Origin of the sequence: Lysobacter ciconiae, from assembly GCF_015209725.1 — a bacterium.
Classification (GTDB): domain Bacteria; phylum Pseudomonadota; class Gammaproteobacteria; order Xanthomonadales; family Xanthomonadaceae; genus Novilysobacter; species Novilysobacter ciconiae.
Genome location: NZ_CP063656.1, coordinates 1,713,894 through 1,737,607, shown reverse-complemented (window position 1 = coordinate 1,737,607; position 23,714 = coordinate 1,713,894). Strand labels below are relative to the sequence as shown.

At 66.1% G+C, this 23,714-nt stretch carries 16 protein-coding genes; 12 read left to right on the top strand and 4 right to left on the bottom strand.

The window, feature by feature from the left end; all coding sequences use genetic code 11:
• Window positions 1-38 precede the first annotated feature (38 nt).
• The 6 genes from INQ41_RS07895 to INQ41_RS07870 all read left to right on the top strand — a co-directional run bounded on the left by INQ41_RS07895 (window position 39) and on the right by INQ41_RS07870 (window position 10,129).
• Complete coding sequence (locus INQ41_RS07895) at window positions 39-1,232, top strand: acyl-CoA dehydrogenase family protein (RefSeq protein ID WP_343224918.1); 1,194 nt, start codon at window positions 39-41, stop codon at window positions 1,230-1,232.
• Between the two features lie 93 nt (window positions 1,233-1,325).
• Window positions 1,326-6,350, top strand: a complete 5,025-nt coding sequence (locus INQ41_RS07890; RefSeq protein ID WP_193983413.1) for an NAD-glutamate dehydrogenase — start codon at window positions 1,326-1,328, stop codon at window positions 6,348-6,350.
• A 103-nt stretch (window positions 6,351-6,453) separates the two neighbouring features.
• A complete protein-coding gene (locus INQ41_RS07885) occupies window positions 6,454-7,227 on the top strand; it encodes an NAD kinase (RefSeq protein WP_193983411.1) in 774 nt (257 codons plus the stop codon).
• 119 nt (window positions 7,228-7,346) lie between these two features.
• Window positions 7,347-8,255, top strand: a complete 909-nt coding sequence (locus INQ41_RS07880) for a 5'-nucleotidase (protein WP_193983410.1) — start codon at window positions 7,347-7,349, stop codon at window positions 8,253-8,255.
• Window positions 8,256-8,335: 80 nt separating this feature from the next.
• On the top strand, window positions 8,336-8,536 hold the full coding sequence (locus INQ41_RS07875; RefSeq protein WP_193983408.1) for a hypothetical protein: 201 nt from the start codon (window positions 8,336-8,338) through the stop codon (window positions 8,534-8,536).
• 147 nt (window positions 8,537-8,683) lie between these two features.
• Window positions 8,684-10,129, top strand: coding sequence for an NAD(P)-binding domain-containing protein (locus INQ41_RS07870; RefSeq protein WP_228076544.1), 1,446 nt, complete (start codon window positions 8,684-8,686; stop codon window positions 10,127-10,129).
• A gap of 69 nt (window positions 10,130-10,198) precedes the next feature.
• Here the strand turns inward: INQ41_RS07870 and INQ41_RS07865 are convergent, their stop codons facing one another.
• Window positions 10,199-10,762 carry a DUF2939 domain-containing protein gene (locus INQ41_RS07865; RefSeq protein WP_193983404.1) on the bottom strand — a complete coding sequence of 188 codons (564 nt, stop codon included), beginning with the start codon at window positions 10,760-10,762 and terminating at the stop codon, window positions 10,199-10,201.
• Between the two features lie 207 nt (window positions 10,763-10,969).
• On the opposite strand from INQ41_RS07865, the gene sbcD reads away from it, so the two are divergent.
• The 6 genes from sbcD (at window position 10,970) to INQ41_RS07835 (ending at window position 19,933) form a co-directional block, all read left to right on the top strand.
• Entirely contained in the window at window positions 10,970-12,196 is a 1,227-nt protein-coding gene (gene sbcD / locus INQ41_RS07860) for an exonuclease subunit SbcD (RefSeq protein WP_193983402.1), read from the top strand.
• A complete protein-coding gene (locus INQ41_RS07855) occupies window positions 12,193-15,609 on the top strand; it encodes an AAA family ATPase (protein ID WP_193983400.1) in 3,417 nt (1,138 codons plus the stop codon). The genes sbcD and INQ41_RS07855 overlap by 4 nt, the downstream gene beginning before the upstream one ends.
• A 97-nt stretch (window positions 15,610-15,706) precedes the next feature.
• Window positions 15,707-17,350 (top strand): MFS transporter, encoded by a 1,644-nt coding sequence (locus INQ41_RS07850; RefSeq protein ID WP_228076543.1) that lies wholly within the window; start codon window positions 15,707-15,709, stop codon window positions 17,348-17,350.
• A gap of 23 nt (window positions 17,351-17,373) precedes the next feature.
• Window positions 17,374-17,586 (top strand): hypothetical protein, encoded by a 213-nt coding sequence (locus INQ41_RS07845; protein WP_193983397.1) that lies wholly within the window; start codon window positions 17,374-17,376, stop codon window positions 17,584-17,586.
• 208 nt (window positions 17,587-17,794) lie between these two features.
• A complete protein-coding gene (locus INQ41_RS07840; protein ID WP_193983395.1) occupies window positions 17,795-18,856 on the top strand; it encodes a hypothetical protein in 1,062 nt (353 codons plus the stop codon).
• A gap of 336 nt (window positions 18,857-19,192) precedes the next feature.
• A complete protein-coding gene (locus INQ41_RS07835; RefSeq protein WP_193983393.1) occupies window positions 19,193-19,933 on the top strand; it encodes a hypothetical protein in 741 nt (246 codons plus the stop codon).
• A 146-nt stretch (window positions 19,934-20,079) separates the two neighbouring features.
• Here the strand turns inward: INQ41_RS07835 and INQ41_RS07830 are convergent, their stop codons facing one another.
• The 3 genes from INQ41_RS07830 to INQ41_RS07820 are packed head-to-tail and all read right to left on the bottom strand — an operon-like array spanning window position 20,080 to window position 23,714.
• Window positions 20,080-20,766 (bottom strand): DUF2461 domain-containing protein, encoded by a 687-nt coding sequence (locus INQ41_RS07830; RefSeq protein ID WP_193983391.1) that lies wholly within the window; start codon window positions 20,764-20,766, stop codon window positions 20,080-20,082.
• Window positions 20,763-22,205 (bottom strand): exodeoxyribonuclease I, encoded by a 1,443-nt coding sequence (gene sbcB / locus INQ41_RS07825; RefSeq protein ID WP_193983390.1) that lies wholly within the window; start codon window positions 22,203-22,205, stop codon window positions 20,763-20,765. Before sbcB ends, INQ41_RS07830 begins: the two co-directional genes overlap by 4 nt.
• Window positions 22,206-22,208: 3 nt before the next feature.
• Entirely contained in the window at window positions 22,209-23,714 is a 1,506-nt protein-coding gene (locus tag INQ41_RS07820; RefSeq protein WP_193983388.1) for an FAD-dependent oxidoreductase, read from the bottom strand.

The following is a 23,714-nucleotide window of genomic DNA, read 5'->3' as shown; positions in this document are numbered from 1 at the left end:
GCGCAGCGGTTCGGTTTAGTGGGCGGGCAGGGCTACAATTGCCGGATTGTTTACCAGCCAGAGGTGCGGACGTGGATTTCGGATTCAGCGATGAGCAGTTGATGATCCAGGACGTGGCGCGTCGTATCGCGCAGGAAAAAATTGCTCCCAGCGCGGAGCACCACGACCGCACCGGCGAGTTCCCGCTGGAGAACATCCGCACCCTGGGCGAGAACGGCCTGATGGGCATCGAGGTGCCGGCCGAGTACGGCGGTGCCGGCATGGACCCGATCGCCTACGTGCTGGCGATGGTCGAGATCGCCGCCGCCGATGCCGCCCATTCCACCATCGTCTCGGTCAACAACTCGCTGTTCTGCAACGGCATCCTGACCTTCGGCAACGAGGAGCAGAAGCAGCTCTACGTGCGCGCCATCGCCGAAGGTCGCGAGATCGGCGCCTTCGCGCTGACCGAGCCGCAGTCGGGCTCCGATGCCACCGCGATGCGCTGCAAGGCCACCCTGCAGGACGATGGCACCTACCTGGTCAACGGCAAGAAGAGCTGGATCACTTCCGGCCCGGTCGCCAAATACATCGTGCTGTTTGCCATGACCGACATGGACAAGGGCGCGCGCGGCATCACCGCGTTCATGGTCGACACCGAGCGCGAGGGATTCCACCGCGGCAAGACCGAGCCGAAGATGGGCATCCGCGCCTCGGCCACCTGCGAGATCGAATTCACCGACTACGTGATCAAGCCCGAGGAAGTCCTGGGCGCGGAAGGCGAGGGCTTCAAGATCGCCATGAGCGTGCTCGACGCCGGCCGCATCGGCATCGCCAGCCAGGCCATCGGCATCGCCCGTGCCGCCTATGAAGCCACGCTGGAGTACGTCCGTGAGCGCAAGGCCTTCGGCCAGCCGATCGGCGCCTTCCAGATGACCCAGGCCAAGATCGCCGACATGAAGTGCAAGCTCGACGCCTCCCTGTTGCTGACGCTGCGCGCGGCCTGGAAGAAGGGCGAGACCGAGAAGCACGGCGGACGTTTCAGCACCGAAGCGGCGGTGGCCAAGCTGACCGCGTCCGAGGCGGCGATGTGGATCACCCACCAGGCGCTGCAGATCCACGGCGGCATGGGCTATTCCAAGGAACTGCCGATCGAGCGTTACTTCCGCGACGCCAAGATCACCGAAATCTACGAGGGCACCAGCGAGATCCAGCGCCTGGTGATCGCCCGCAACGAGACCGGCCTGCGCTGAAAATGCACCCCCACACCCGTCTGGTGTACCGACTCCTGAGCCTTGGCCCGTGTGTAACAACGCGGGCCTCACTGCATTGGAAACCACATTCGCATGAGCACTGAACGCAAAACCCCCGCCCGCCGCACCGGCAAGACATCCGCTGCCCCCGCCAAGGGCGCGACCAGCACCGCTGTCGCCACTCTCGCAGGCGGGTCGTCCGCGACAGGCGACGTGTCGCTGGACACGATCCTGGCCGCGATCCGCAAGCAGGCGCCCAAGAAGGAGCAGGTCCAGACCGAGGCCTTCGCCAAGGCGTTCTACGAGCGCATGGGCCAGGACGAATGGTCCCAGCACTCCGCGCAGGGCTGGGCCGCGCTTGCGGTCGACATGCTGGATTTTGTCCGCCAGCGCAAGCCGGGCACGGCCAGCATCCGCCTGTTCAACCCGACCCTGGACAGCCACGGCTGGGAGTCGCCGCACACGGTGCTGCAGATCGTCAACGACGACATGCCGTTTCTGGTTGACTCGGTGTCGATGGCATTGGCCGAGGCCGACATCGGCGTGCACGTGCTGGGCCACCCGGTCATGCCGGTCACCCGCGACAAGGCGGGCAAGCTGACGGCCATCGGCGAGGGTGAGGCCGAGTCGATCATGCACCTGGAGATCGACCGCCAGTCCAAGGCGTCGATGGCGGGGATCGAGAAGAAGCTGGCGACCGTGCTGGACGACGTGCGCGCGATCGTCGCGGACTGGCGCGAGATGCGCGACAAGATGCTGGAGGTCGCCGACGACCTGGCCACCCGCACCCTGCCGGTGGACGATGCCGGCCGCAACGAGGGGCGCGAGTTCCTGCACTGGGTCGCCGATGACCACTTCACCTTCCTGGGCTACCGCGAATACGACGTGGTCGAGCAGGGCGGCGAAGACGTGCTGCGCGCGGTCAAGGGCAGCGGGCTGGGCCTGCTGCGCGGCAAGGACAACCACAAGCCGCGTTCGCTTTCTTCCCTGGCGGCGACGCGCATGCCCAACTCGGGCTCGGTCGACGCGCTGATCCTGACCAAGACCAACGCGCGCGCCACCGTGCACCGTCGCGGCTACATGGACTACATCGGCGTACTGAGCTTCGACGACAGCGGCAAGCCGGTGCGCGAGGAGCGCTTCCTGGGCCTGTACACCTCCAGTGCCTACACCCGCCGCCCGTGGGACATCCCGCTGGTGCGCGAGCGTCACGACTTCGTCATGCAGCACTCGGGCTTCGCCGACGACAGCCACAGCGGCAAGGCGCTGCGCCACATCCTGGAGACCCTGCCGCGCGACGAGTTGTTCCAGTCCAGCGGCGAGGAGCTGCTGAAGACCGCCACCGGCATCCTTGGCCTGCAGGAGCGCGTGCGCAGCAAGCTGTTCCTGCGCCGCGACCGTTTCGGCCGGTTCTTCTCCGGCCTGGTCTACATCCCGCGCGAGCGCTTCAACACCGACGTGCGCCTGCGCATCGAGGCCATGCTCAAGCGCGAACTGCATGGCGAGCACATCGACACCACCGTGATGCTGAGCGACTCGCCGCTGGCCCAGCTGCACGTGCTGGTCCGCCCCAAGCCGGGCGCGCTGGGCGTGGAAGGCATGCCGCAGGTGGACAACGCCCTCATCGAGGCGGAACTGGCGGAAATCGTCCGTGACTGGCGCGACGACCTGGCCGGCGTGCTCGCCGAGCGCCATGGCGAGGAGCGCGGTCTGGAGATGGCGGCCACCTTCGGCAACGCGCTGCCGGCGGGCTACATCGAGAACGTGTCGCTGCCCGTGGCCGCGGCCGACGTGGAGCACCTGGCCGCGCTGACGGGCCCCGAGGACCTGCGCCTGAGCCTGTATCGCAGCCGCCCGGGCACCGGCGGCCTGCGCTTCAAGTTCTACCGCCAGCACGACGACATCTCGCTGTCGGACGCGTTGCCGATGATGGAGAACATGGGGCTGCGCGTGATCGCCGAGCATCCCTACCGCCTGCACGCCGGTGGCGAAGTGGTCTACATCCAGGACTTCGAGGTCGAGACCGGCACGCCGGATGTCGACGTCGAGGGAATCGGTGACAACTTCGAGGACGCGTTTTCGCGCACCTGGCGTGGCGAGGCCGAGAATGACGGCTTCAACCGCCTGATCCTCGCCGCCGGCCTGACCTGGCGCCAGGTCGCGATGCTGCGCGCCTACGCCAAGTTCCTGCTGCAGGTGGGCGTGCCGTTCTCGCAGAGCTACGTCGAGGAGACCTTCGCGCGTTACCCGGTCCTCGCCCGACTGCTGGTTGAGCTGTTCGAAGCCCGCTTCGATCCCAGCACCGGCAACGAGGACAAGGCCGACATCAAGGCCGGCCAGGCGTCGCTGCAGCAGCAGCTCGAACGCCTGAGCGGCGGTGACGAGACCGTCGTGACCGCGCTGGCACCGGTGGTCGCGGCCCGCGGCGGCAAGCGCGAGGCGCAGACCGAAGCCGCGTCGACCGCGTTGAAGACGCTGCTGGATCGCGTCTCCAGCCTCGACGAGGACCGCATCCTGCGCAGCTTCATGGACGTGATCGAGGCGACCCTGCGCACGAGCTACTACCAGTGCGGCGTGGGCGGGGCCGATTGCGGCTACGTGGCCTTCAAGTTCGATTCCGCGCTGGTGCCCGACCTGCCCAAGCCGCGTCCGTACCGCGAGATCTTCGTCTACGGACCGCGCGTGGAAGGCATCCACCTGCGCTTCGGCCCGGTGGCCCGCGGCGGCCTGCGGTGGTCGGACCGGCGCGAGGATTTCCGCACCGAGGTGCTCGGCCTGGTCAAGGCGCAGATGGTCAAGAACACCATCATCGTGCCGGTCGGCGCCAAGGGCGGCTTCATCGTCAAGCGCCCGCCGTCCGATCGCGCCGCGCTGCAGGCCGAGGGCGTGGCCTGCTACCAGATGTTCATCAACGGCCTGCTCGACATCAGCGACAACCTGGTCGATGGCAAGGTCGTGCATCCCGACAACGTGGTCCGCCACGACGGCGATGACGCCTACATGGTGGTGGCCGCCGACAAGGGCACCGCGCGCTTCTCCGACATCGCCAATGCGATCTCGGCCGACCACAACTTCTGGATGGGCGATGCGTTCGCCTCCGGCGGCTCGGTCGGCTACGACCACAAGGGCATGGGCATCACCGCGCGCGGCGCGTGGGAGTCGGTCAAGCGCCACTTCCGCGCCCTGGGCGTGAACACCCAGAAGGAGGACTTCACCGCGGTCGGCATCGGCGACATGTCCGGCGACGTGTTCGGCAACGGCATGCTGCTGTCCAAGCACATCCGCCTGGTGGCCGCGTTCGACCACCGTCACATCTTCCTGGATCCCGATCCGGTGGCGGCCACGTCCTACAAGGAGCGCCAGCGCCTGTTCAAGCTGGCCGGTTCCAGCTGGGACGATTACAAGCGCGAGCTGATCAGCGCGGGCGGCGGCGTGTTCCCGCGCAGCGCCAAGTCGATCGACCTGACCCCGCAGGTCAAGGCCGTGCTCGGCATCGATGAGTCGATCCAGTCGATGAGCCCCAACGAGCTGATGAGCGCGATCCTCAAGGCGCCCGTCGACCTGCTGTGGAACGGCGGCATCGGCACCTATATCAAGGCCAGCACCGAGAGCCATGCCGACGTGGGTGACCGCGGCAACAACGGCCTGCGCATCGACGGCCGCGACGTGCGCTGCAAGGTGATCGGCGAGGGCGGCAACCTGGGCATGACACAGCTGGGCCGCATCGAGGCCGCCCAGGCGGGCGCGCTGCTCAACGCCGACTTCATCGACAACTCCGCCGGCGTGGGTACCTCCGACCGCGAGGTCAACATCAAGATCCTGCTCAACGAGCAGGTCAAGCTGAAGAAGCTCACCCTGCCGGCGCGCAACAAGCTGCTGGCGGAGATGACCGACGAGCTGGCCGGGCTGGTGTTGGTGGACAACTACCGCCAGAACCAGGCCATCAGCCTGATGGAGCGCATGAGTGCGCCGCGCCTGGGTTCCAAGCAGCACTTCATCCAGACCCTGGAATCGCAGGGCCTGCTGGACCGCCAGATCGAGTACCTGCCATCGGATGCCGAATTCGCCGACCGCAAGGCGCGGGGACTGGGCCTGACCCGGCCGGAGCTGGCGGTGCTGCTGTCCTACAGCAAGCTGGTGCTGTTCCAGCAGCTGGTGGATTCGGACGTGCCCGAGGATCCCTACCTGTCCAAGGAACTGGTGCGCTACTTCCCCAAACCGCTGCAGGCCAAGTACGCCAAGGCGATGGAAGGCCACCGCCTGAAGCGCGAGATCATCGCCACCGCCGTGACCAACTCGATGGTCAACCGCATGGGCGCCACGTTCACCCTGCGCATGCAGGAGGACACCGGCCGCAGCCCCGGCGAGATCGCCGAGGCCTACACCATCGCCCGCGAGGCGCTGGATGCCCGCGCGCTGTGGGCGCAGATCGACGCCCTCGACGGCAAGGTGCTGGAGTCGGTGCAGATCGACGCCCTGCAGACGATCTGGACCCTGCTGCGTACGGTCACCCGCTGGCTGCTGTCGCGTCCGGGCCCGATGCCGGAGATCACCAAGGGCATGGCGCGCTTCGGCGACGGCTTCAAGGCCGTGCACGCGGCGCTGCCGGAGACGATGTCGCCCGTGCGCCGCGAGAAGTTCAACGCCCAGCTGGCCGAGTGGAAGGCCAAGGGCGTGCCGTCGGCGCTGGCGGAGCATCTGGCGGCGTTGCCGGTGCTGGAGTTCGCCTGCGACATCATCGAGATCGCCAACGCCCGCAAGGTGTCGGCGCTGGAAGCGTCGCGCGCGTACTTCGAACTGGGCGCCGCGTTCCAGCTGCCGTGGCTGCACGAGCAGATCAACGCCCTGCCGGTGGAGGGACGCTGGCAGGCGCTCGCCCGCGGCGCGATGCGTGACGAACTGGCGGCGCAGCAGCGGGCGCTGGTCGGGCAGATCCTCGCCAGCGGCGGCAAGAAGCCGGCGGCGGCGAAGGTCGAGGCCTGGCTGGCGCGCGATGACCAGGGCCTGCGTTTCACCCTGTCGATGCTCGCCGAGCTGGTGAACCAGAAGAACCTGGATTACCCGACCGTGTCGGTCGCGGTGCGTCGCCTGGCGCAGCTGGCAGAAGCGGCGGCCTGATCCCGGTGGTCTGAAAAACCGGCGGTGGCCCTCGGGCTCCCGCCGGTTTTTTTTTGCGTGCCGCAGCCACGCTATCCTGCGGGCAATGATTCCGGAGCGGCCAATGACTTCATCCCCGCGTTTTGCCTTCCTTGCCAGCATTGCCGAAGAGGCGCAGGCGGCGCGCAGCGAGCTGGTGGACCTGCACGGCGATCACGCACCGGACGAGGCCGACGTGCTGGTGCCGCTCGGCGGCGACGGCTTCATGCTGCAGACGCTGCACCGCTACGGCGAGCTGGGCAAACCGGTGTACGGCATGCGCCAGGGCACGGTCGGCTTCCTGATGAACCACTACAGCGCCGGTCAACTGATCGAGCGCGTGCACGCGGCCAAGCCATCGGTCCTGCGACCGCTGGAGATGATGGCCGAGACCGATTCGGGCGCACGGGTGCGGTCGCTGGCCTACAACGAGGTCTCGCTGCTGCGCCAGACCCGCCAGGCCGCGCACCTCTCGATTGACCTGCACGGACAGCGCCGGCTGGAGGAGTTGATCTGCGATGGCGTGCTGGTCGCCACCCCGGCCGGCAGCACGGCTTACAACTTCTCCGCCGGCGGGCCGATCCTGCCGCTGGACACCCAGGTGGTGGCGCTGACGCCGATCGCAGCATTCCGGCCCCGGCGTTGGCGCGGCGCCGTGCTCAAGGCCGACACCGAAGTGCGACTGCGCGTGCTGGACCCCTACAAGCGCCCCGTGAGCGCGACGGCCGACTCGCACGAGGTCCGCGATGTGGTCCAGGTGACCGTGCGCGAGTCCAGCGAACACACCGTCACCCTGTTGTTCGACCCCGAGCACAGCCTGGAAGAGCGGATGCTGACCGAGCAGTTTGTCGGCGGTTAGCGTTGCCGCGACGAGGAATTCGTCGCGGATCCGGTCGGCACGGCACAGCCACGCACACTTGCGAGGCACCCCGCGCTCCCATCGCAGCCCCTGCGACGCCGATCGCGCACAATATCGCCATGCCCGATAACCAAGCCGACCCGCTGATCGTCGCGATCTCCTCGCGCACCCTGTTCGACCTGGAGGACAGCCATTCGTTGTTCGCCAGCGAGGGACTGGACGCCTACGCGGCCTACCAGCTCAGCCGCGAGGACGAACTGCTCGAGCCCGGCGTTGCGTTTCCGCTGGTGCGCAAGCTGCTCGCGCTCAACGAGGACTCGCCGCCGGAAGCGCCCCGGGTCGAGGTCATCCTGATCTCGCGCAACTCCGCCGACACCGGCCTGCGGATATTCAACTCGATTGCCCACCACGGCCTGGCGATCCGCCGCGCCGCTTTCAGCAACGGGGCGCCGCCGTTTCCTTACATCCGCCCGTTCGGCGCCGACCTATTCCTCTCCACCCACGCGCAGGACGTGCGCAACGCGCTGGCCGCCGGCATCGCCGCAGCAACGCTGCTGCCCGCCAAGGCGCTGCCGGAGCGCCAGCACCAGCTCCGGATCGCCTTTGATGGGGATGCCGTGATCTTTGGCGACGAGAGCGAGCGCGTCTCGCGCGAGGGCGGGCTGGAGGCGTTTTCCCAGCACGAGCTCGACCGTGCCGGCGAGCCGCTGTCGGGCGGCCCGTTCCGCGGCTTCCTGGACGCACTGCACCGGCTCCAGGACGCGTTTCCGATGGGCCAGGAAGCGCCGATCCGCACCGCCCTGGTCACCGCACGTTCGGTACCCGCGCACGAGCGGGTGATCCGCACGCTGCGCGATTGGGACATCCGACTTGACGAGGCGCTGTTCCTCGGTGGCCGTCCCAAGGGACCGTTCCTGGAGGCTTTCGGCGCCGATATCTTCTTTGACGATTCCGAGCACAACATCGAGTCGGCGCGTGGCCTGGTCACCGCCGGCCACGTGCCCCACGGGGTCGCCAACCCGGATTGATCCGGACGGGCAGTAGATCGGCGCCTTGATCGCTTAGCACGGGCAGCGTCACGGGTGAGTGTGATGGCCGCAAAAATGGCATGGCCGTTGCATTTGTGTTAACATTGTCCGTTGATGTAAAGCCCCCATTCAAGCCGTATTTCATGCGGTTCGGCGGTGTACTCGCCGCAACGACGGGAGGGGAATCCCGTCTTTTTTTCGCCTCGCGGGCGATCCAGGTCAACGGCACGATGCCGGTCGACCGTGGACGCGGCGCACCTGCGCTGGCGGTTTCGGGCTGAGCGTCCGGGTCACTGATTGGTGACCGGAGAGGGCCACTACGGACTTTCGTTCCGTCTCTCGACGGATTCATGTGTTCGTGTGCGCTGCCGCCCGATTCACGCGCCCCATCGCGGTTGTTTCCCGCCGCCAGACAACAGGAGTTTCCATTGAGTAACAAACGTATTGCGATCCTAGGCGCCGGCCCCAGCGGCCTTGCCCAGTTGCGCGCCTTCGAGGCTGCCGCGAATGCAGGCGCCGAGATTCCCGAAATCGTCTGCTATGAAAAGCAGAACGACGTGGGCGGCATGTGGAACTACACGTGGCGCACCGGCGTGGGCGCCTATGGCGAGCCCGTGCACGGCAGCATGTACCGCTACCTGTGGTCCAACGGCCCCAAGGAATGTCTCGAGTTCGCCGACTACAGTTTCGAGGAGCACTTCGGCAAGCCGATCGCTTCCTACCCGCCGCGCGCCGTGCTGCGCGACTACATCATGGGCCGGGTGGAGAAAATCGACCTGCGCCGCAGCATCCGCTTCCATACCGAAGTGCAGTGGGTCGATTATTCGGAGGAGACCGGCAAGTTCTCCGTCACCGTGCGTGACCTGAAGGCCGATGAGCTCTCCACCGAGGAGTTCGACTACGTGATCGTGGCGACCGGCCACTTCTCGACCCCCAACGCACCCTATTTCGAAGGTCTGGAGCAGTTCCCGGGCCGCGTCCTCCACGCGCATGATTTCCGCGACGCCTGCGAGTTCACCGACAAGGACCTGCTGCTGGTCGGCAGCAGCTATTCCGCCGAAGACATCGGCACCCAGTGCCACAAGTACGGCGCCAAGTCGGTGTCCTTCAGCTACCGCACCTCGCCGATGGGCTATGACTGGCCGCCCGAATTCCGCGAATACCCGCTGCTGACCCGCGTGGAGGGTTCCACCGCGCACTTCGTCGATGGCAGCACGCGCGATGTCGACGCGATCATCCTGTGCACGGGCTATCAGCATTACTTCCCGTTCCTGCCGGATGACCTGACCCTTCGCACCTACAACCGGCTGTACCCGGAGGACCTCTACAAGGGCATCTTCTGGATCGACAACCCCAAGCTGATCTACTTGGGCATGCAGGACCAGTACTACACCTTCAACATGTTCGACGCCCAGGCCTGGTATGCCCGCGACGTGATCCTGGGCAAGCTGGCGTTGCCGTCGAGGGGCGAGATGGTCGCCGACTCGCGCAAGTGGGTGGAGAAGGAAGAGAAGGCGGACGATGCGTTTTCCCATATCGACTTCCAGGCCGAATACATCCGCGATCTGGTCGGCCCGACCGACTACCCCGAGTTCGACATCGAGGGCATGGGCGTGCTGTTCAAGGAATGGATCCGCGACAAGCAGAAGGACATCCTGGGCTACCGCAACAAGAGCTACCGCTCGACGATGACCGGGACCGTCGCGCCGCCCCACCACACGCCGTGGATGGAGGCGATGGACGACTCGCTGGAAGCCTTCCTGGCCGGGGACGGCGAAACCGCCGCCGAGGTGCGCAAGGCGAACCTGGCGCGCGCCGATGTGGCGGGCGTTGCCGACGCCGAGCCGGCGGTCAAGGAGCGCAAGAGCGCCTGACGTTGACTGGTCTCGGGCAGGGCGCGCAGATGCGTCCGACCCGGTAACAGTTCAGCCGCGACAGCGGAATCAGGGGCGCCGCATCAGCGCGTCCCTGGCCGGCTCCGACAGGCGGATATCGCTGAGTTTCCAGCGCAGGCCCTGGCGGGTCAGGACCAGCGTGATGTCCTCACCGTCTTCACCCGGAACGGTGGCGCTGAAGCGCGACAGCGATTCGAACCGGTAGCTGGGATCGCGCAGCGGGTTGGTCGGCCGGGCAGGGCGATAGGGATCCGGCCCGGTGTCCCCGGCGACACGATGCACCACCGCGCGGCCTTCCAGGATCGCCGCCAGTCCTGCCGGGGTAATCATGGTGTCCACCGCCGCGCCGGCCACGCCGCTGGCCACGCGCACGGCGAACACGCCAAGCAGGCTGGACTGCATGTCCGGTCCCGCCCGGCGGACCATGTAGTCGTCCAGCTGCAGCTTCAGGTTGGTCCGCAGCTGCGGGAAATCAACCTGGCGCGAGAGCTTGGCGGTGTCCTTGGATTCCACCGCGTCGCGGATCGCGGTGTAGGTGATGTACGGGCCGGCGGCGACGTAGCCCACCAGCGCCAGCACGATCAGGATTGCCGCCAGCAGCCATTTCTTCATCGTCGATCCTCGTCGGTCATGGACGAAGCCTGCCGCAAAAGCGCTGCCGCAGGGTGAACCACAACCGCGCGCGGCGCCCTTGCCGTCGCAACCGGTGCGATCCATTGCGGATTGAATGGCCCGGAACAGGGCCGGCAGGCACACTGGCCGGTCTTTGCCACTTCCGGCGCGCCTTGGCGCCCACGCTTTTCCGGGGACCCGCACCGCATGCGTCTGCTGCACACCTCCGATCTCCATCTTGGCCAGAACTTTCTCGGCCAATCGCGCGAAGCCGAGCATGCGGCGTTCCTGGACTGGCTGGTCGAGCAGGTGCAGCAGCACCGCGTGGATGCAGTGCTGGTGGCCGGCGACGTGTTCGATACCGGCACCCCGCCCAGCTACGCGCGCGAGCAGTACAACCGCTTCATTGTCGGCATTCGCGACGCGGGTGCGCGCCTGATCGTGCTGGGCGGCAACCACGACTCACCGGCGATGCTGGCGGAATCGCGCGGCCTGCTGGCGCGGCTGGACACGCTGGTGGTGCCGACGCTGATGCAGTCGCCGGAAGAGCACGTGCACCGGATCCCCGGCCGCGATGGCGGTCCGGGGATGATCCTGTGCGCGGTGCCCTTCATCCGCTCGCGCGATGTCTCCCGCAGCGAGGCCGGGCAGAGCGCCGAGGACAAGCGCGGCGCGATGATGGACGGGATCGCCTCCCACTACGCGCGCATCCACGAGGCCGCCGTCGCGATGCGCGAGGCCGCCGGCGAGCCTCTGCCAATCATCGCCAGCGGCCACCTGACCACCGTGGGCGCCAGCACCAGCGACTCGGTGCGCGAGATCTATGTCGGCTCGCTCAACGCCTTTCCCACCAGTGCGTTTCCGCCGGCCGCCTACATCGCGCTGGGGCATATCCACCAGCCGCAGAAGGTCGGCGGGCTGGACCATATCCGCTACAGCGGCTCGCCGATTCCGCTCAGCTTTGACGAGATCGGCCAGGCCAAGCAGGTGCTGCTGGTCGAGCTGCAGGGCGAGCAGTTGCATGAGGTCACACCGTTGCCGGTGCCGCGCTTCCGCGTGCTGGCGCGGGCGGCCGGCACGCTCGCCAGCCTGCCGGCGCAACTGGCCGCTATCGCCGGCGAGGTGCCGGACGGCGGGCTCGGCTGGGTCGAGGTCATGGTCGAGGTGGATGACTATCTGCCCGACCTGCAGAACCGGGTCGCCGAGCTGGTCGAAGCGCTGCCGCTGGAGGTGTTGCGCATCCGCCGCAAGCGCAGCGCAGCCCATGCGGTGATCGATGCCGCCGACGGCCAGCACCTGGACGAGCTGCAGCCGCGTGAGGTGTTCGCCCAGCGCCTGGCCCAGGAGGAGGACCTGACGGACGCGCGCGTTGAACGGCTGCACGCGTGTTTCGATGAGGTGCTGGCCGACATCGAAGGGGGGGAGCCGGCATGAAAATCCTCTCGCTGCGCCTGAAGAACCTCAACTCGCTCAAGGGCGAGACCGCGATCGACTTCACCGCCCCTGCGTTTGCCGACGGGCTGTTCGCGATCACCGGGCCTACCGGCGCCGGCAAGACCACGCTGCTGGACGCGATCTGTCTGGCGCTGTTCCACCGCACCCCGCGCATGCCCACCATCTCGGCCTCGCAGAATCCGCTGATGACGGAGCACACGGCGGACTGCCTGGCCGAGGTGGAGTTCGAGAGCCGTGGCCAGCGCTACCGCGCGTTCTGGTCGCAGCGGCGCGCGCATGGCAAGGCGGGCGGCAAGCTGCAGGCGCCGCAGGTCGAGCTGGCGCTGGCCGACGGCAGCATCGTCACCACCTCGATCAAGGAGAAGCTGGACGAGACCGAGGCCCGCACCGGGCTGGGTTTCGACCGCTTCACCCGCTCGGTACTGCTCGCGCAGGGCGAGTTCGCTAGCTTCCTGCACAGCAAGGACAACGAGCGCGCCGAGCTGCTGGAGCAGCTGACCGGCACGGACATCTACAGCGAGATCTCGCAGCGGGTGTACGCGCAGACCGACCGGATCAAGCGCGAGGTCGACCAGCTGCAGGCGACGGCCGGCGGCGTGCAACTGCTGCCAGAGGAGGCGCTCGCGGCCATGCAGGAGCAGCTGCAGGCAGTGACCGAAGAGGTGGGGCGTCTGGTGGTCGCGCGGCAGCGCAGCCGCGAAGCGCTGGCGTGGCGGCAGGACTTGGACAAGGTGCAGGCGCAGCTGCGCACCGTTGACGATCAGGAGCGCGCCGCGCAGGAAGCACTGAGCGCCGCCGCCCCGGCGCGAGAGCGCCTGCGACAGGCCCAACCTGCCGAAGCCGCGTGGCCGTCCTACACCCAATGGCAGAACGCGACCCAGGGCGTTGCCGACGCAAAGACACACCGCGAGCAGGCGCAGGAACAGCACGCCGGGCAGCTCGGCTTGGAGCGCAACGGCCTTTGGCAATGCCTGCAGCTCGCGAAGCAGTGCGCGCAGGCCAGCGCGCTGGCGCTGCACACCGACCAGCAGCGCTTTGACGAATTGCAGTCCACCCAGACGGATTTGAGCGCACACGCGCAGCTGGGCGAGAAGCTGCCGGGCTGGCGCGCCGGATTCGCCCAATTGCAGACCGCCACCCAACAGGAAGCGCACGCCAGGCAGGCTCTGGCCGACGCGTCCGAAAGGCACGAGCAATCCCGAGCGCTGCTGAAGTCCGCCGAAGAGGAGAGGGCAGGGCTGGCGACGGCCCTGGCTGAAGCCAGCGCGCAGGTGGACGCGGACACCGCGCGGTTCGCGACCGCCAGCGCCGGCACCAGCCTGGACGCACTGCGCGAGGCGCGCGACGGCCTTCGCGAGCGATACGCCGCCTTGCGCGATCTGTCGCCGCTGACCGAGCAGCGGCAAACGCTGCGCACGCAGATCACTGACGAACAGGCGCGATTGGAGTCGTTGAAGGCCCTGCTCGTCAGCGATGCCGAGCAACTGGCAAAGGCGAAATCGGCACTGGATGTTGCCAAGACCATCCTGCAGGACCGTCAGCGCATCGTTGCGCTGGAGCGCCAGATCATGGACCTGGCGGGCCACCGCGCGGCCCTGGAAGAGGGGCAGGCGTGCCTGCTTTGCGGCGCCACCGAGCACCCGGCCATCGACGAGTACCGGCAGCTCGACCCCAGCCAGTCGCAGGCCGATGCCAGCGCAGCCGAGCTGCAGCTCCAGCAGGCCAGTGAGCGTCACCGGCGCTGTGAGGTCCAGCATGCGTCCAGGCAAGCCGACCTGACCCGTACCGAACACCACCTGCAGGCATTGGGCGCGCAAAACGCCACGCTCGCCGAAGAATGGGCGTCACGCTGCGCCGCGCTGCGGCTGACCTTTGCCGACGGCGACGAGCAGTCGGCATTGGCCGTCGAACTCACCGCCGTCGGCATGCAGGGCAAACAGGCGAGCGAGCAGGTCGCCAAGCTGGAGCAATGGCACGCCGCCGTGCAGGTCGCGAACAAGCAACGCGACGAACAGCAATTGGCGTTGGAGCGTCACGACACCCGACTCCATGTCCTGCGCGAATCGCTGACGATGGCCGCGGGCCGTGAGCAGGAGCAGCGTGAGCGTCACGATGCAGCCGTTAGCGAAGCCGAGCGCCTGCGTCAGCAGCTGTCCGCCGACCTGCCGGACCGTGCGCTGCCCACCGACGCGGAAGCATGGCTGAGCGAGCGCGGGCACGAGTGGTCGCAATGGCGCCAACGCGATTCCGAACTGCAGCGCCTGCAGCACGCGCTGGTCGAGCACCGCAGCAAAGCAAAACAGGCGGGCGAGCAGGGCGGGCATTGGCAGCAGCGCTGGGATCAAAGCGGCCACGCAGCAACACCCGGTGAGGCGCTCGCCCCGGTAGCCGAGCCCGCCGCCGCGCTACGCCACGCCGTCACCGAGCTGGAGCAGGTGCAGCGACAGGTGCAGCGCGCCGCGTCAGCGTTGCATGCGGCCGAGGTGTTGTTGGAGAGCCGTTCGCAGGATCTCGCCCACACCACAAGCCAGCTCGAAGCGGCGCTCCAGCAACGCGGCTTCGCCCACCACGATGCACTGTTGGCCGCGCGGCTGCCGCCGGAAGAACGCGAACGGCTGCAGACCCAGCAGGACGCGCTGACCCAGACACTCGCCGACATCCGCAGCCGTGCCACGCAACTGCGCGAGCGCTGCGACGAACTGCAGGCCACGCCCCGCAGCGACGCGGATCTGGCGCAACTCATTGCGGACGCACAGACCAGCGAAGCCGCCGTGGAGCAGGCGCGCGATCAGGCCACGCAGATCCGTACCCAGCTGGCGCTGGATCACGCCCAGCGCAGCGGCCTGCAGGCGCTGCACACGCAGATCGCCGAGGCCGGCGAGAGGCTGGAGGAATGGCAGCACCTCAATGGCCTGATCGGCTCGGCGCAGGGCGACAGGTTCCGCACCTTCGCCCAGGGGCTGACCCTGGACCAGCTGGTGTGCCTGGCCAACCAGCACCTGCAGCGGCTCGACGGCGGCCGCTACCTGCTGGCCCGCGACGGCAAAGGGCTGGCCCTGAGCGTGCTCGACACCTGGCAAGCCGACGCCCAGCGCGACACCCGCACCCTGTCCGGCGGCGAGAGCTTCCTGGTCAGCCTCGCGCTGGCACTGGGCCTGTCGGATCTGGTCAGCCACAAGACCCGCATCGATTCCTTCTTCCTCGACGAAGGCTTCGGCAGCCTGGACCCGGACTCACTCGACGTCGCCCTGGACGCGCTCGACAGCCTCAACGCCCAGGGCAAGCTGATCGGCGTGATCAGCCATGTGGATGCGGTGAAAGAGCGCATCCCGGTGCAGATCCAGGTGCGCAAGACCCGCGGGATGGGGCATAGCGCGGTGGTGTGCCCCTGACAGTGAGCCGCCGGACGGGCATGCCCGCACTGCTACGCTACGGACGCAGATCCATTCCCAAAAGCCGACCTGAATGACACCAGACGAATCCGGCTCCGTGCACAACGAGCAAGCCCCCTCGGCGCTGTCGCCATTGCGTTACCCGGTGTTCCGTGGGGTCTGGGCCGCCAGCACGGTCAGCAACCTAGGCGTGCTCATCCAGTCGGTCGGCGCTTCCTGGCTGATGATTGCGATCGCGCCATCGGCCGATATGGTCGCGTTGGTGCTGGCGTCGGTCTATTTGCCGATCACGTTGTTCTCATTGGTCGCCGGGGCGGTCGCCGACAATCTCGATCGACGCAAGGTGATGCTCGCCGCGCAGGGCTTCATGCTGATCGTGTCGGCCACGCTGGCGGGATTCGCATGGAGCGGATGGATCACGCCGTGGCTGCTGCTGATTTTCACTTTCCTGATGGGCTGCGGCAGCGCCTTCAACGGGCCGGCGTGGCAGGCGTCCGTCGGGGACATGGTGCCGCGGGCAGAGTTGCCGGGCGCGGTGGCGCTCAACAGCATGGGTTTCAACATCGCCCGCAGCGCGGGTCCCGCGATCGGCGGCGCGATCGTTGCGGCCGCCGGTGCCGCGGCGGCGTTCGCGGTGAGCGCGGTCAGCAACATCGGGTTGATCGTCGTGCTGCTGCGCTGGCGTCCACCCGCGAACCCGCAGACGCTGCCGCGCGAAACGCTCGGCATCGCCATGGGCGCGGGCGTCCGTTTTGTCGCCGGATCGCCCGCCATTCGCACGGTTCTGGTGCGCAGCGCGGTGTTCTGTATCGCGGCAAGCGGACTCATGGCGCTGATGCCGCTGCTCGCCAAGGACAGGCTCGGCGGCGGACCGCTCACCTATGGCCTGCTGCTCGGTGCGTTTGGCGTGGGCGCGGTGGCCGGCGCCGTCGGGAACGCGAAGCTGCGCCAACGGATGTCGACCGGGGCCATCGTGGGCTGGACCAGTGTCGCGTTTGCCCTCGCCGGGTCGATCGCCGCTGTCAGTACGCAGCTGCTGGTGACGATGGCCGCGTTGCTGGTGGCCGGCGCCGGGTGGCTGTTGGCGCTTGCCACGTTCAACGTCGCCGTGCAGATGTCGGCGCCACGCTGGGTGGTCGCGCGCGCGTTGTCGATCTACCAGATGGCGGCGTTTGGCGGCCTGGCGAGTGGAAGCTGGCTGTGGGGTGAAGTCGCGGCAGACACGAGCGTCACCCTGGCACTGCTGGCGGCATCCGTCGTCATGCTAGGCGGCGCGGCGCTCGGACGCTGGTGGCCGGTGGCGCAGACGAAAGAACTCAATCTCGATTTGCTGCACTTGTGGAAAGAGCCGAGCACGGCCGTCCCCGTGGACGGGCGAACGGGTCCGGTCGTGATTACCATCGAATACGCGATTCGTGAGACGGATCTCGGGGAGTTCATGGGCGCGATGGTCGAGCGACGTCGCGTCCGGCGCCGCGACGGGGCGCGCAACTGGACCCTGCTGCGCGATCTCGCCGACCCCGAGGTCTGGATCGAGCGTTACGAGACGCCTACGTGGCTCGACTACGTGCGCCACAACAGTCGCATGACTCACCACGACGCGGCCATATCCGAGCGCATCCGGACACTCCACTGCGGTCGCGATGCGCCTGTCGTGCGACGCATGATCGAACGCCAGTGCGCACCGATTGCCCCCAGACCGGCGCGCGAGCGGCTGATTGATCCAACGCGGTTGCCATAGGCCACAAGACCCGTACCGACGCGTTGTTCCACGACGAAGGCTTCGGCAGCCTCGATCCGGATTCGCTCGACGTCGCGCTGGACGCGCTCGACAGCCTCAATGCGCAAGGCAAGCTGATCGGGGTGATCAGCGATGTGGATGCGGGCGGCGCAAGACGCGGTGGTTGGGGACATAAGGCGGTGGTATGCCAGTGGCTGTGGAGCTGTTGCGAGGGAAGTTGGTTGCGTTCGAAATGAAAGTTCTTGTCAAGCGGCGACACGTCGCGCAAGGCGGAGGCTCTGACAGCCCGCGTCATTGCAATTCAAGCGAGTACCCGTTTCGTCAAGGCACGAATAAAGTGAAACCGCACAACTGCGTATCGTCAATCAGCGCGGCTTCCGAAGGTGGTGGGGTCGAAGCGTACGCAGTAACATCCACTCGAAGAAGGCCGAAGGTAGGTGCATCGTGAAGTTAAAGCGGGAAGCCAAAACTCTGAAAGCCAACGCTATAGCTTCACTGAAACGTGGATTGGAAGCGTTCAATAGCCACAACGACGACGGAAGGTCTGAAGCAGTGTTGCTAATGCTCCAGCACGCCAGCGAAATGCTGGTTAAGGCGTTGTTGGTACTGAAGGGCCAGAGCGTATTTGATAAGGCGAAGGGAACTTCTATTGGTATTGAGAGGGCGGTGAGCATAGCTCAGGCCAGAGGCTGGATTTACGGTGCGCAAGGCGGGGCTATCCGCGTCATAGACGCAATGCGTGACCAAGCGCAACACTGGATGATCGTTGTTCCTGAAGATACTCTCTACATCAATTCCAGATCTTTGATCACAGCTCTCGACGAAATCTTGGTTGCACATTTTCAAGATACGCTAGCCGACAACCTGCCGGCGCGAGTCTTACCCCTCTCCACCCAGCCACTTCCAGATTTCTTGATGCTGGTTAACCGGGAATATGCCCAGATTCGCGACCTGCTGTCGCCGGGGCGAAGAGCAAGAGACGAAGCTAGGGGCCGAATTACCACTCTTCTAGCGATGGAGGCCCATGTGAGCGACGAAGTGGCTATCTCCAAAAGGGATTTGGACCGTATTGAAGAAGCTATCAAGGCGCACACGGCTGTAGAAGAGGTGTTCCCGAGGCTGACGACCCTTACAACACACGTGGAGGGAGTCGGCCCGACCGTTCGCGTTCGAATCACAAGGTCAGTGGATGCACCAGCGGTTCGATACGTATCAGGGGATGACCCTGAGGGCGCCGCTGCGATCCGTGAAGTGGACCTCCAGAAAAAATACCACTGGAGTCCCAGTGCGTTGGCGGAAAAGCTAGGATTGACACCTACTAAGGTCAAGGCTATCCGCGACTTTTTGCGTATAGACGAAGACCCGACTAATGTTATGGTGTTTGAGTTTGGCTCGCAAAAGCACCCTCGATATTCTGACAATGCCCTCCGGGTGCTTCGTGAGACCATCACTCCGGAACTGACTGAGCGCGCTTGGCGCGAGCGGCCATTGCATCGCCGCAGATAACTTTTGATTGCCCAACAGGTGACGAAATCTTCTTATCAACGCGAGCTACACAAAAGCACCCATCGTAGAAGAAGAGGGCGTTCGTCATAAGCCCGTCCCACAAGAAAGGACCTCTTTCTCCCACGGGCCAGAACGTTACACATGATGAGTTTGAGTTTTGTCGGGCCTCGCGCCATCGTCCCTTTGGAGGTGTTTCCATGGGACAAATTGGGCCGCGAGCCGGGTGCTGGGTTGTTAGGCCACGGCATCTCACCCTGTTTGGGTGCTGCTCGGTAAAATATGGCAAAATGGTGCGACCTTCCCACGTAACGCGTTGAGGTTATCGTGCACCGCTTAATGCTAGCCTTTTTCCTTATTGTCATGCTTGCTTGTGTGCAAGCCTTCGCTGCTTCGCCGAACGCCAGCCTTACGGGCGAAGAGTTGCAAGTATTTCCGGGCGATAAGTTCTACGTTGAAGGAGACACTACGGACCTTCAGACGTACCGGATATCTGAGCCTTTTGAAAGCAGAATGCCAGGGGCGTTGCGTCTTCCCTTCAGTTTCGCAATCGACGCGACAGATCTGCACTTTTCTCACAGAGATAGTAAGTGGGACTATTACACTCCTGTGGAAGGCAAGGGCCGCGCTTGGCACGGACTGCTGGGCAATGTATTGGCGAAGGGCGATACAGTCGGTCTACGAGTTCATCGCACCAACGGTGACAGGGAGTGGTTTGTCGACAATAGCGGCTACAACGGGTATCAAACTATTTGGAATCGGCGTGTGAAGGGAAAGGACGTCGAGGTGACGGAAGAAGGAATTCGTTCGATTCTGCTAGAAAACAATAGATTGCGAGCGCTCGAATATATGGGGGTTCGTGATGGACAGTTGCGAGTGCGATATACCGAGGTCGGGCCAAACCCTCGCAGCGAGGAATTTACGTTTCCTATCGAGGGGCATGAGCCGATACTGATTGGTGCGATGGGAGTTCGCGCTGAGGTAAGGAACATTAGTGGCGCTTCCGCCCACATCAAGGTCCTACGCGGATTCCAAGGAGAAGGGTGGGCAGAACCCAAGCTGTCGCCTCGCCTAAAGTGAGCCTCGACTTAGGGACAATGCTTGGAGTTAACCAAAACGTCTACGCTGGTCGAAGAGGGCAGTGTGTCGAATGCGTAGTTCGCCCTGAGTCGAAAAAGCGGTAGTGGCTCGGGACGCTGAGGAGTCTTTTGTTTGGGCAGACAAACTCAAAACTCCAAATCCAACCCCGCACACAAATAATCCACAAACGGCCCCAGCATCACAAGATCGCCCGCAATAGTCTCGCGCAGCTTCGTCCCCGTCATCGTCGCGTCGTCCAGCGGCCGCACGAACACCCAGTTGCGGTGTTTCAGGTCGTCGATGAATTCAAAATCGGCGGGGAAGCCGCGCGGTGGTCGCACCAGTTTGTTCTCCTGCCCGAAGTCGAAGCATTTGCGCAGCTTTGGCGAATGCGCGGTGGCTTTCCAGCTGACGGGGTTGTCGAGGATGAAGTGGCGGATGCGGAGCTGGGTTTTGGGTTCGGGATGCCACAGACCGGCGCCGACGAAGCTCGCGCCGGGCTGCAGGTGGATGTAGAACGACGGCGCGGCCACTTCGCGGCGGCGTTCGTGGAACAGGCGCGCGCCTTGCCAGCTTTTGTACGGGGACTTGTCGTGCGAGAAGCGGGCGTCGCGGTAGATGCGGAACATCGAGCCGCCAACGGTGCGCGGGTCGGCGCGGAAGTGCTGGCTGACCGCGGCCAGATCCGGTTGCAGGTCGGTGATCAGGCGCAGGAACGGCTGGCGCACGTGCGCCTCGTACTGCGGCTTGTGCTCGTTGAACCAGGGCTTGTTGTTGTGCAGCGCCAGTCCACGCAGGAACTTCAGGCTGGCATCGCTGAAGTAGGCGGTCATAGTGATTGATGCAGCTGTTCGCCCCATTGCTGCAGGTGGTCCAGCAGCGCGAGGCGGTCGGGTTGGTCGTGGTGTTCGGCGCGCAGGGCGTCGATCTGGGCGAAATACTGCGGCAGGCTCTGCTCGCCCAAGCGTGCGGCCTCATCCAACAGGCGCCGGCGTCGGTAGTCGTCCCACCGCACGCGTTCCGGGTCTGACAGGTGCTCCGGAAAATTGCGTGCGCGGTAGCGGAACAGCAACTCGGGCAGGCGCGCATCGCGGAAGCCGAAGTCGCGCTCGGCCAGCGCCTGCGGGTCGCTGGTCCGGATCTCCGCAAACACGCGCTTGTCGGCGCCGTCCAGGAAGCCGTCGTAGAGGCTGGCATCGATATCGGAGGGCGGATGTTCGCGGTCGTTGCTGAAGACCGCGCGGATCTTTTCCGCCAGTGCCGGCCCGGCGTCGCGCAGGCGTGCGGCCCGTGACTCGACCAGCTCGCGGTCGATGCAGAGGCGTTCGAAATCCGCCGGCCGCAGATGCGCCCAGGCCGACAGCGCCGGGCTGCGGTTGAGGTGGATCTCCTTGAGCGCGACGCGCTCCACATCCTCGGGCAGGTCGGCGGCACGCACGTACAGGCGCGCGGCGATCTGTTCGGGGTCCAGCGTGAGCAGGCTGTCGGGGTCCTGGCCGAGGTCGAACACGATGACCCGGCTGTCGATGTGCGGATGGCGGGCGAGCGGGATCACCGGGGCGGCGCACAGGCGGCTGGCCGGGAAGCGCTGCGATACGTTCAGCACGGGCGTCATCGCGACCACGTCCAGCAGGCTGGCCGCGTAGCGCTTGTCGCGCAGGCGCAGGGCGTAGTCCCACAGGCGCGGCTGCGCGGTCTTGAGTTTGCGTGCCAGGCCGATCAGCGCGCGGACATCCGACAGTGCCTCATGCGCGTCGCCCTCGCGCACGCCGTTGGCCTCGGCCAGGTGCTCGAGCTTGAAGGAGGTCGCGCCGTCCTCGCGCTTGGGCCAGACGATGCCGTCCGGGCGCAGGGCGTGGGCGAAGCGCATCACGTCCAGCAGGTCCCAGCGCGAATTGCCGCCGCGCCATTCGCGCTCGTAGGGATCAAAGAAGTTGCGGAACAGGCCGTGGCGGACAAACTCGTCGTCAAAACGCAGCGAGTTGTAGCCCAGCGTGCAGGTTTCCGGCCGCGCCATCTCATCAAAGATCAGCGCCAGCGCGTCGCGCTCGGCCATGCCTTCGCGCAGCGCGTGCTGCGGGGTGATCCCGGTGATCAGGGTGGCGATGGGCGAGGGCAGCAGGTCGTCGGCGGGTTTGACGAAGATGCTGATCGGCTCGTCGATCGGGTTGAGGTCGGCATCGGTGCGGATCGCGGCGAACTGTGCGATGCGCGTGCGACGGGGATCGGAGCCGAAGGTTTCCAGGTCGTAGAACAGGAAGCTGGCCGCCACGTCTCAGTAGTCCTCAGGCAACGGCGGCAGGCGGGCTTCGACCAGCGCGTCGGCGGCATCCCAGTCGAAGCCGTCCAAGGACGTGCGGTCCCGGGTCAGCTCCACCAGCATCTCGTGCTGGGTCTCGCCACGCGCCAGCGCGACGGCGTAGGGCAGGTGGGTGAAGGTCACCATGGCGTAGCGCGGCAGGAACCGCTGCGGGTGGCGCTCGGCCAGGCGGTTGCCCAGCTCGCGCTGCAGCAGGTAGTCGTCGTCATCGACGTGGTCGCGCATCTCCAGGTAGTTCTCCAGCGCCATCTGCTGGATCGCGCGGGCATTGGGCAGGCGCTCGGCCTGGAAGCCGGCGAACGCCTCGCCGCGGGCGGTGGTCTGCAGGAGGTGGTTGGCGAGCGCGACGCAATCCTCGAACGCGCAGTTCATGCCCTGGCCGTGGAAGGGCACCATCGCGTGCGCTGCGTCGCCGATCAGCACCGCGCGGTGGTCCAGGTGCCAGCGGTCCAGGTACAGCGTACCGAGGACGCCGGTCGGGTTGTGGTCGAAATCGTGTTCGAGCGCGGGGATCAGTCGGGATGCGTCAGGGAAGTCGCGATCGAAGAACGCCCGCGCCTGCGCGCCGGTGGTGATGGTGTCGAAGCCGGGTGCTGGGTGCGTGCCGGGTTTGGTGACATTGGTCGTGTCGCCGTGATCCCCGTCGACGCCGTTGAGTGTGCCAGCGTCGGGGGCGCCACGGTTCGGCAAAAACAGGGTGACGGTAAAAGTGCCCTCATCATTGGGCAGCGCGATGCACATGTAGCGCCCTCGCGGCCAGATATGCAGCGCATGGGGCTCGATCTGGAAGCCGCCGTCCGGACCGGGCGGGATCTCCAGCTCCTTGTAGGAGTGGCCGAGGAACTCGCTGCGATCGCCCAGTTCGCAGACCTCCGCCATCGCCTGGCGCAGGGACGAGCCGGCGCCATCGGCACCGACCAGGGTGTCGAAGTGGATCTCGCGCACGGTGTCGCCGCGATCATCGCCAAACTTTGCGATCCGGGCCTCGAAGTCGACGCTGTCGAGGCGATGGTGGAAGTGGATGCGCGCGCCGGCCTCCTCGGCGATGTCGAGCAGCGCCTCGTTGAGCTCGCCGCGGTGCACCGACCAGATCACCTCGGTGTCGTCGCGGCCGTAGCGCTGCAGGTCCAGGTGCCCGTCGGCGAAATGCACCATGCGGCCGCGCATCATCACCGTCTTCGCCATCACCGCGTCGTCGGCGTCGGCCTGTCGCAGGGCGTGCCGGCCGCGTTCTGCGAGCGCCAGGTTGATCGAGCGGCCGCGCTCGTAACCGAGTTCGCGCAGGTCGCCGCGCTTCTCGTAGACATCGATGCTCCAGCCACGCTGGGCGAGCAGGATGGCCAGCAGCGCGCCTGCCAGACCGGCACCGACGATGGTCAGGTGCGGCGCGACGGCGCCATCGCCGGACACCGGTGGCGCTTCGGTTGCGGCCGAAGTGCCGGCGGGGATGGGTTCGGCCAT